Annotated in this window: 10 protein-coding genes; 5 read left to right on the plus strand and 5 right to left on the minus strand. The window is 60.5% G+C overall.

What is annotated here, in order from left to right:
- Positions 1-269: 269 nt before the first annotated feature.
- Both PG5_RS31180 and ppnN read right to left on the minus strand, forming a co-directional pair.
- Entirely contained in the window at positions 270-710 is a 441-nt protein-coding gene (locus tag PG5_RS31180) for an NUDIX hydrolase (protein WP_020801059.1), read from the minus strand.
- A gap of 77 nt (positions 711-787) precedes the next feature.
- Complete coding sequence (gene ppnN, locus PG5_RS31185) at positions 788-2,161, minus strand: nucleotide 5'-monophosphate nucleosidase PpnN (RefSeq protein ID WP_020801060.1); 1,374 nt, start codon at positions 2,159-2,161, stop codon at positions 788-790.
- A gap of 236 nt (positions 2,162-2,397) precedes the next feature.
- Between ppnN and PG5_RS31190 the strand changes: the two genes are divergently transcribed.
- A complete protein-coding gene (locus tag PG5_RS31190) occupies positions 2,398-2,925 on the plus strand; it encodes a DUF3087 domain-containing protein (RefSeq protein ID WP_020801062.1) in 528 nt (175 codons plus the stop codon).
- Between the two features lie 49 nt (positions 2,926-2,974).
- The gene (locus PG5_RS31195) at positions 2,975-4,528 is read left to right on the plus strand and encodes a sensor domain-containing diguanylate cyclase (RefSeq protein ID WP_020801063.1); all 1,554 of its coding nucleotides are present in this window, start codon (positions 2,975-2,977) and stop codon (positions 4,526-4,528) included.
- 3 nt (positions 4,529-4,531) lie between these two features.
- Here the strand turns inward: PG5_RS31195 and PG5_RS31200 are convergent, their stop codons facing one another.
- The 3 genes from PG5_RS31200 to dapA form a co-directional block, all read right to left on the minus strand.
- Positions 4,532-5,449 carry a LysR family transcriptional regulator gene (locus PG5_RS31200; RefSeq protein ID WP_020801064.1) on the minus strand — a complete coding sequence of 306 codons (918 nt, stop codon included), beginning with the start codon at positions 5,447-5,449 and terminating at the stop codon, positions 4,532-4,534.
- A 24-nt stretch (positions 5,450-5,473) separates the two neighbouring features.
- Entirely contained in the window at positions 5,474-5,848 is a 375-nt protein-coding gene (locus tag PG5_RS31205) for a DUF2784 domain-containing protein (protein ID WP_020801065.1), read from the minus strand.
- Positions 5,849-5,909: 61 nt separating this feature from the next.
- Positions 5,910-6,785: a 4-hydroxy-tetrahydrodipicolinate synthase gene (gene dapA, locus PG5_RS31210; protein WP_020801066.1), complete on the minus strand. Its 876-nt coding sequence runs from the start codon at positions 6,783-6,785 to the stop codon at positions 5,910-5,912.
- Between the two features lie 407 nt (positions 6,786-7,192).
- Here dapA and PG5_RS31215 point away from each other — a divergent pair, with 407 nt between their 5' ends.
- The 3 genes from PG5_RS31215 (at position 7,193) to PG5_RS34540 (ending at position 8,414) form a co-directional block, all read left to right on the plus strand.
- Complete coding sequence (locus PG5_RS31215; protein WP_020801067.1) at positions 7,193-7,891, plus strand: AzlC family ABC transporter permease; 699 nt, start codon at positions 7,193-7,195, stop codon at positions 7,889-7,891.
- Entirely contained in the window at positions 7,891-8,202 is a 312-nt protein-coding gene (locus tag PG5_RS31220; protein WP_010455066.1) for an AzlD domain-containing protein, read from the plus strand. The genes PG5_RS31215 and PG5_RS31220 overlap by 1 nt, the downstream gene beginning before the upstream one ends.
- Before the next feature lie 68 nt (positions 8,203-8,270).
- The gene (locus PG5_RS34540; protein ID WP_020801068.1) at positions 8,271-8,414 is read left to right on the plus strand and encodes a hypothetical protein; all 144 of its coding nucleotides are present in this window, start codon (positions 8,271-8,273) and stop codon (positions 8,412-8,414) included.
- The last annotated feature ends 119 nt before the right edge of the window (positions 8,415-8,533 follow it).

Raw genomic sequence — 8,533 nt, forward strand, 5'->3', positions numbered from 1 at the left:
CATAAGTGGCCGTTACCGCAGCAACGGATATGTACTCCGACAACAATCTCCCAGGGCGTGAAGTCGCAAGAAAATCAAAAGCCAAAGCGAGGCGGCGGGCCTGATCGGGAGCCGTACACATTCCCTGTGGGAGCTGGCTTGCCGGCGAAGGCGTCCAAAAGATCACCGCAATGATTAAGGTCCCCTCCGCCAGAAAGTCGGATCGCCACCTCAAAGGCGCCTAAAACATTCAGGTCACCCACGTTTTGGCCTGCCTGACTGAAAACCCCTCACGCCTTGTCCAGCATATCTATCAAACTCTGCGGCCACACAATCTCCGTCGTTTGTTCCAGTTCGGCGATCGACCACCATTTGTGTTCAGTCATCACCTGTACTTCTTCGGCCGTCCAGCCATCGCGCGTCAGTTGCTCGCGTTCAGCGTGCACGACAAAGTACTGCTCCACCGCCATCACCGTCTCGCCACTGGGCAACATCATCGCAAAGCAGTCCTGCGCAACACTGGCTTCAAGCGCATTAACCTGCATACCGGTTTCCTCAAACAATTCCCGAACCGCCGCGGCTTCGAAGGTTTCACCGTCCTCCAGCCCGCCACCGGGCGTCGCCCAGTAGTCGCGGCCAGCAAGGGCGCCGTCCTTGTGCTGGAAACGAAACAGCAGAACCTGACGCTCGGAATTGATGACCAGCAGTCTGGCGGCGTTGCGTTGGCGCATGTGGATTTACCTCTCCCTGAAAGCAACAAGCCGAAGCATCAGCTTCGGCTCGCACTTAACAATTTACATTAACTTGCTTACGCAACCACTCGATAACACGGCACATAAGCCGCACCACCCGGCAGCTTCATCCGGTGCTGGGCGACGAAGGCCTTGAGCAGTTGATCCAGCGGCTGCATGACGGCCGCATCGCCACGGATCTGGTATGGCCCGTGTTTTTCGATCAGGCGGATGCCCTTGTCCTTGACGTTGCCGGCGACGATGCCGGAGAACGCACGGCGCAGGTTGGCGGCCAGTTCGTGGGGTGGCAGGTCACGGCTGAGCTTGAGGTTGGCCATGTTTTCGTGAGTCGGGTCGAACGGGCGCTGGAAGCCTTCGTCGATCTTCAGCAGCCAGTTGAAATGGAACGCGTCATTGCGTTCGCGACGGAACTGCTTCACCGCCTTGAGGCCCTGGGTCATCTGTCGGGCGACTTCTGCCGGGTCGTCGATGATGATCTCGTAGTGCTTCTTGGCATCTGCGCCCAGGGTGGCGCCGACGAACGCGTCAAGCTGTTCCAGGTAGGGCGCCGCATGTTTCGGGCCCGTGAGGACGACCGGGAAGGGCAGGCCTGCGTTGTCCGGGTGCATCAAAATGCCCAGCAGGTACAGGAACTCTTCGGCGGTACCGGCGCCGCCCGGGAAGATGATGATGCCGTGGCCGACGCGGACGAAGGCTTCCAGGCGCTTCTCGATGTCTGGCAGGATCACCAGTTCGTTGACGATCGGGTTCGGCGCTTCGGCGGCGATGATTCCCGGCTCGGTCAAGCCCAGGTAGCGCCCGCCGTGGATGCGTTGCTTGGCATGGGCGATGGTGGCGCCTTTCATCGGGCCTTTCATCACGCCGGGGCCGCAACCGGTGCACACGTCGAGGCTGCGCAGGCCCAGTTCGTGGCCGACTTTCTTGGTGTATTTGTATTCTTCGGTATTGATCGAGTGACCGCCCCAGCAGACCACGATCTTGGGCTCGACGCCGGGGCGCAGCGTGCGGGCGTTGCGCAGCAAATGGAAGACATAGTCGCTGATACCCTGGGAGGTACTCAGGTCGATGCGTTGGCTGTCGAGTTCGTTTTCGGTGTAGACGATGTCGCGCAGGGCGCTGAACAGCATTTCACGGGTGCTGGCAATCATTTCGCCGTCGACGAAGGCGTCGGCCGGGGCGTTCAGCAGTTCCAGGCGTACGCCACGGTCTTGCTGGTGGATGCGGATTTCGAAGTCCTTGTAGGCTTCAAGGATGGTCTTGGCGTTATCGACGTGGGCGCCGGTGTTGAGGATGGCCAGGGCGCACTGGCGGAAGATGTCGTAGGTGCTGCCGGATCCAGCTTCGCTCAGTTGCTGGACTTCCCGTTGGGAGAGTGTTTCCAGGCTGCCTTTCGGGCTGACCGAAGCATTGATTACTTGTCGTTGGGTCATTCAATGATCCTTAAAACGATGTCATTCACGCGCAAACAACGAATGGCATCCGAATAGAGAGTATCCATGAAAGAAGATGGCACGAACTGCGCGGTCTCGCCATGTCCTCCTTTTGATGATGTATAGATGAAAAGGAGCCCCAGCATAGCTAAATCCGTCGCAGAGGCGATAATGGCCCGCGGTCTTTTTGCCCTGCGACCCTTTTTTTGCCATTGAAGCCAAGGAATCCCGACGTCATGTTCGAAATCCAGCCGATGAACGCCGACGACTATCGGCAACGGACGCGGCGCAGCACGCTGATGATCGCGTTGATCTTTCTCGCGCTGGCGATGGCCCTGTCCACCGCGGCGGTGACGTTGTTCGGCGAGCCGGGAGGGGACAATCTACGCTTCAATATCGGCGGAGTGTTTGCCGCGGTATTGGTCATGGCCGCGTTGATGCGCAAGCTGTTCTGGCACCAGCAATGGATGGCGCCGGCGGTCTACAGCTGGCAACTCAAGCGCAGCCTGATGAGCATCACCAACGTTATGCACCACCTCAAGGCGGCCGTGGAAGCGGGGGATCCGGATGCCATGAAGCTTTTGCGCTTCTATCACCTGGGATTGAGCCAGATGCACCAACTGGACGGTAACTCCAGCGATGATGCGCAACTACACCGGGAAATGGAGCAACATCAGGCGCGGATGCAAGCGCTGGGCATCGATATCCGGCAGACGCGCCTGGACCCGGCCTGGCTTGACGCGCTAAAGCGTACACCGCGATAGGCCCATGGAGCAGCAAGGGCCTTTTCATTCGATTCAAGGAGCGAACGTCATGGGGCAGCCGTCCATTCACGATCCTGTGGAACAAAACCGGCAGGGTGTCCCCCGGCTCAAGACTCGCTCTGCCGTCACCTTTTTGATTGCCGTCTGCCTGTCGATGGCGGTGATCGTGATTTGGGAATCCTGGAGCTCGCGCCAGTACCATCTGCATGACAAGGAAGTGGCGATGTCCAACCTTGCGCAGACCCTGGCCTCGCAGGCCCAGGCGGCGATCAAGCAAGCCGACACGCTGCTGTTCACCCTGGTCGATCGCCTGGAGAACGACGGCATCGACGCGGGTCGGCTCGATCGCCTGCAACGCTTGCTCGGCGCCCAGCGCCGTGAGTTGAGCCAGGTGCATGGACTGTTCGTCTATGACGAAACCGGCAAATGGATCGCCAACTCCAACGGTGCCGAGGTGGGGGTTGCCAACAATTCCGACCGCGAGTACTTCATCTATCACCGCGATCATCCTGACCGCGGACCGCACATCGGCCCTTCGATCAGGAGCCGCTCCAGCGGCGAATGGATCATGACGGTGTCGCGCCGGATCAATCACCCGGATGGCCGTTTCGCGGGCGTGGCGCTGGCCACCATTTACCTCAGCCATTTCCTGCAGCTTTACGATGGCATCGATATGGGCCGCAACGGTGTGATCAACCTGATCGCCGACGATGCCAGCATTATCGTGCGCCGGCCGTTTCACGAGGCGGACATCGGCACCAGCCTGGCCAAGAGCCCATTGTTCACCCGGCTGCTGCCACAGGGCAGCTCGGGGACGGCTACCGTCCGGTCCATCCTGGATGGCGTGGAGCGGGTGGTGGGCTATCGCCGGGTCGAGGGTTATCCGCTGATCGTCTTTGCCGCGCTCAACAAGGACGAAGTACTGGCGAGCTGGCGCCAGCAGTCCTTGCTCAGTGCGGGCATCGTTGCGCTGTTGCTCGGGGTGCTGGGAGGGCTCGGCTATCGCCTGATCAAGTTGATGAAGAAGCAGGACCGCATCCAGGGCGAGTTGCTCGGCACTCAGGAACGGCTGCTCGAACTCAATCGCAACCTTGAGTTGCTGGCGCTGGAAGACGCGCTCACGGGCCTGGCCAACCGGCGTCAGTTCGATCTGTTCATCCAGGCGGAAATGGGCCGCGCCCGGCACAACATGACGGGGTTGGCCCTGTTGATGATCGATGTCGATCACTTCAAGCCATTTAACGATCGCTACGGCCACCTGGCCGGTGATGAGTGCCTGCGCAAGATCGCTGTGCTGATTACCGAGCACATCAGGCGCCCCGGCGATCTGGCTGCGCGCTTTGGTGGTGAGGAGTTTGCCGTGGTGCTTCCGGGAACTGACTACGTCGGAGCATTTTTGCTGGCGGAAAAAATCCGCCACGCGGTCCAGTCCGCCGGCTTGCCACACAGTGAAAGCCCTGATGGCAAGGTGACGGTCAGCGTGGGTGTCTGTGGTTATGATCCGGCATCCGAGGCCCAGACCAGTGAGTTGATCGGGGCGGCCGACAAGGCGCTGTACGTGGCCAAGGCCAGCGGGCGCAACATGAGCGTGATTGCCAACTGAGGCTCAGGCAAACCGGTCGCTGCCTTGTACCAGCCGGGTGCGAAGGTGCGGTTGCTTGAGCTTTTCCAGCCACCAGCCCAACGCCCGCCCGTCGTGATCGCCGCGCCAGCCGGCATACAGAATGTTCGGCTCACGGGGATCGGCCATCTGTTTTTCCACCAGCGAGCCATTGTCCAGTAACGAGGTGACGCGATGCCTGGGCAGCCAACCCACGCCGAGGCCGTCGCATTGGGCGAGGATTTTCGCGCGCATGGTCGGCACCGCCAGCACCGATTGGCCACCGGAGACCCCGTAGGTACTGCCTTCGCTGGCCCGGGACGAATCCGCCACGACAATCGCCCGGTGCTGCGCCACCATGGCGCGGGTGATCGGTTCGCGGGCCTTGGCCAATGGGTGCCTGGGCGAGACGGCGAACACCCACTGCATTTCCCCCAGTTGCATCCAGCGCAATGACGCGATGGCCGGTGGCTCGTTGGTGGCGCCGATGACCAGGTCCGCGCGGCCTTCACGCAGGGCCTCCCAGACACCCCGCAGCACTTCCTGGGTGATGCGCAGCGGTACGCCAGAGCCCAGCGCATCGAACTCGTGGATCACCGGGAGCAGGGTTTCGAATTCCAGCAGTTCATCGGTGACGATCCACAAACGACTTTCCCAACCATTGGCCACTTGCTGCACCCGTTGGGTCAGGCGCGAGACGTCTTGCATCAGTCGCGCCGCTTCATTGACCAGCAATTCTCCAGCCGGGGTGAGTTGCAGGCGATAGCGCCGGCGATCGAACAGCAGGGCATCGAAGCGTTCTTCCAGTTGCCGCGCGGCATAGGACACCGTAGAAGGCGCCTTGCCGAGATAGGCCGCGGCCCGCGACAGGCTGCCGGTCTCGCGAATCGCTTGCAGCAGCGCCAGGTCTTCAGTCGACAGCATTGGCCGAACCCTCGTGTGTGACGGTTACAATTGCCGCCGCCGTTTCCTGAGCCTGATCAATCGAAGATAGACCGCAGCGTTCAGCACCAGTACCAGGCTGCCCAATCCCAGCTGGATGGCCGGTGTCAGCCCCGCCGGGTAAATGATCGGCCACACGTAATGTTCGATGAAACCACCGCCGTAACCATCTTGCCCGGCGGCCTGGCGCATCAGGTTTTCCCAGTGCGTCAGTGGGCAAGGCAAGTGGAACACCTCCACTGCCACGCCCCAGACTGCGGCGGGCAGGTGCCACAGGATCAGGTGCTGCCATTTGAGAACCAGCAGCCCGCCGAACACCACGAACACAATGAATGCCAGGTGAAACAGCATCAGCCCATCGGCAGCGATTCGGTAGAGCATGTCGCCCCCCCTGGCGCGTCAGTCGAATCGCTCCATCGTACTCGCGCGGGCGCCTGGCACTCTATCGATTGTCGCTGCCCAGCACGCCGAGCACCTCCTTCAAACGACCGACCATGGCATCGCTGCTGCGTTGCATCGGTGCACGCAGCTCATCAGTGATCAAGCCTTGCAGCGCCAGCGCGGTTTTCACCGGCGCCGGGTTGGGCTCGATGAACAGGCTCTGGATCAGTGGCAGAAGCTGGAAGAATGTTGCCCGACCGGCCGCCAGCTGGTTGTCGCGAATCTGTCGATACAACGCCACGAAAAGGTGCGGATGGACATGGGCCGACGCGGCAATCGCACCTTTGGCACCCAGGCACAGGGCATTGAAGATCTGGTTGTCTTCACCGCACAGCACATCGACCTTACCGCTGGCCAGCAAGGCCAGGGTGTTGCCCAGGTTGCCGCCGCAGTCCTTGATCGCGACGATGCGCTCATGGGCGACGATGTTCAGCAAGGTCGACTGGTCGAAGGCTACGCCGGTGCGGTAGGGGATGTCGTACAGGATCAACGGCACGCTGGAAGCGTCGGCGACCGTCTGGAAAAACGCTTCGAGCCCCGCCTGGGAGGGCCGGATGTAATAGGGCGGCGGCACCAGCAGGCCGGCCAGCGGGCGCTTGAGAATTTCCTCCTGAAAGTGCAGCAGCTCGATCAGGTTGTTGCCGGCCAGACCCATGACGACCTGCCGGGCCGGCACTTGTTCCAGCACCGCATCGAGCACCGCCAGCTGCTCGTGCTTGCCCATGGCCGCCGGTTCGCCTGTGGTGCCACAGACGATCAGGCCGTCGACACCTTCTTCGAGCAGATGGCTGACCAGCCGGCGCAATCCGACGAAATCGATGGCGCCATTGTGGAACGGTGTGACGAGGGGAACCCAGATACCTTGAAACGATGACATGCACTTTCTCCTGATGGTCGACCGATTTCGTCACCGTCAGAAGCGTAGTAGGAAGTAAGCAAGGGGAGGGTGGTCCGTCGCGCTCAATGTCCTGTCAGCTCATCTGACGGGACAGCGCGCCCCGGTCACATGAGCGACTGTTTCTTCGATTTGAGGGTGCGCGCAACGCGAACTAGCGCCTTGGCTGTCAAGCCAACAACGGAAGTGTCGAGATTGAAGGTTGCGGACATTTTTGCTTACACCCTGAATTAGGCGCCCAGTTTTAAAAGCCGGCGCGCTGTTTGTCAATCACCAACATCGGGAAAATGCCGCGCCAGCCTGTGATTGGCCCAAGTGCGCAAGATTGTTCAAGCCATCGGCCGTGACTGCTGGCACAGTCTCAGGTCTTTCCCTGGTTGCAGAGCGTTATGTCCAACTCACATTTGCCGCGCAGCGCATTCTTGCGTGGCGCCGTGGCGATCATGCCGTTATCCCTGGCGACAGCCCCTTGGGGCCTGCTGGCCGGCTCCATGGCCATCGAAGCCAACCTCACACCGCTGCAAGGCCAGGGCTTGTCGAGCATCGTGTTCGCCGGCGCCGCGCAGTTGGTGGCCATTGGTATGCTCAAGGGCGGGGCCGGGATCTTTTCGATCTTGCTGACCACCTTGTTGCTGACCTCTCAGCATCTGCTCTACGGGATGAGCATGCGTTCGGTGATCTCGCCATTGCCGGGTCGCTGGCGAGCGGGGCTGGGCTTTTTGCTCACCGATGAGCTGTTCGCCCTGACCAGCCAGCACGACAAACAGCAGTTCGATCGCTGGTACGCTTTGGGTGTCGGCTTGACGTTCTACGTGGCCTGGAACCTCTTCACCCTGGCAGGCATCGTGCTAGGCAGCAGCATCCCCGGCCTGGAACACCTGGGTCTGGACTTTTCCATCGCTGCCACCTTCATCGCCCTGATCACCCCGGTGGTGCGCAACGTTCCGACGGTGGTCTGTGTCGCGGTCTCGCTGTTCTGCTCGGTGCTGTTCAGCTATTGGCAATGGGGCTCGGCCCTGGTGCTGTCGGGACTTGCCGGCATGACCGCGGGTTTTATCTGCAACAAATTCCAGGGAGCGCGCACATGATGGTCTGGGCAGTGATTATCGGCATGGGCGTCCTGGTGTTTCTCAACCGCTATGTGTTCCTGGAACCGCGCCTGCCGCTGCGTTTGAGCAGCAATGCCCGGCAGTTCCTGGGGTTCGCCGTGCCCGGCATGTTGACGGCGATCTGCGGTCCGATCGTGTTCATGCCGGACAAACAACTGAACCTGCAATGGGACAATCCCTACCTGATCAGTTCGCTGGTGGCCGTCGGCCTGGTGCTGTACACCCGCAACACCTTGCTCAGCATGCTGTTGAGCATGGGCTTTTTCTTTTTGCTGCGTTGGTGGCTGTGAGCCAGGTAGGGGAAATTGTTCTACGCTTAAAATTGATGACCGATCCCTTCAGGAAGAGAGGTGAAACCATGGCAATAGAGCAAAAGAAACCGGATCCCGAAGACGACATGGATGAACCGACGGAAGAAGAAATCGAAGAGCAAAAACATTCAGAGCAGACGTGGAAGCATGACGACAGCAGAGAGTTGTCGGAGCCTGACCGCAAGTTCTGAGTGACATATTTGGATTAGGTGTATATCCGTTGCTGCGGTAACGGCCACTTAGGGTTTCGCGCTTACAGCGAGTCACTTGGAAGCACGGAACGCCGCCCGGCCCCAAGTAACCAAGGGCT

It is taken from the genome of Pseudomonas sp. G5(2012) (genome assembly GCF_000408945.1).
GTDB lineage: Bacteria > Pseudomonadota > Gammaproteobacteria > Pseudomonadales > Pseudomonadaceae > Aquipseudomonas > Aquipseudomonas umsongensis.

Coding starts and splice junctions, on each gene's coding strand:
- PG5_RS31180 (WP_020801059.1), bottom strand. CDS start 710: ATGCGCCAACGCAACGCCGCCAGACTGCTGGTCATCAATTCCGAGCGT.
- ppnN (WP_020801060.1), bottom strand. CDS start 2,161: ATGACCCAACGACAAGTAATCAATGCTTCGGTCAGCCCGAAAGGCAGC.
- PG5_RS31190 (WP_020801062.1), top strand. CDS start 2,398: ATGTTCGAAATCCAGCCGATGAACGCCGACGACTATCGGCAACGGACG.
- PG5_RS31195 (WP_020801063.1), top strand. CDS start 2,975: ATGGGGCAGCCGTCCATTCACGATCCTGTGGAACAAAACCGGCAGGGT.
- PG5_RS31200 (WP_020801064.1), bottom strand. CDS start 5,449: ATGCTGTCGACTGAAGACCTGGCGCTGCTGCAAGCGATTCGCGAGACC.
- PG5_RS31205 (WP_020801065.1), bottom strand. CDS start 5,848: ATGCTCTACCGAATCGCTGCCGATGGGCTGATGCTGTTTCACCTGGCA.
- dapA (WP_020801066.1), bottom strand. CDS start 6,785: ATGTCATCGTTTCAAGGTATCTGGGTTCCCCTCGTCACACCGTTCCAC.
- PG5_RS31215 (WP_020801067.1), top strand. CDS start 7,193: ATGTCCAACTCACATTTGCCGCGCAGCGCATTCTTGCGTGGCGCCGTG.
- PG5_RS31220 (WP_010455066.1), top strand. CDS start 7,891: ATGGTCTGGGCAGTGATTATCGGCATGGGCGTCCTGGTGTTTCTCAAC.
- PG5_RS34540 (WP_020801068.1), top strand. CDS start 8,271: ATGGCAATAGAGCAAAAGAAACCGGATCCCGAAGACGACATGGATGAA.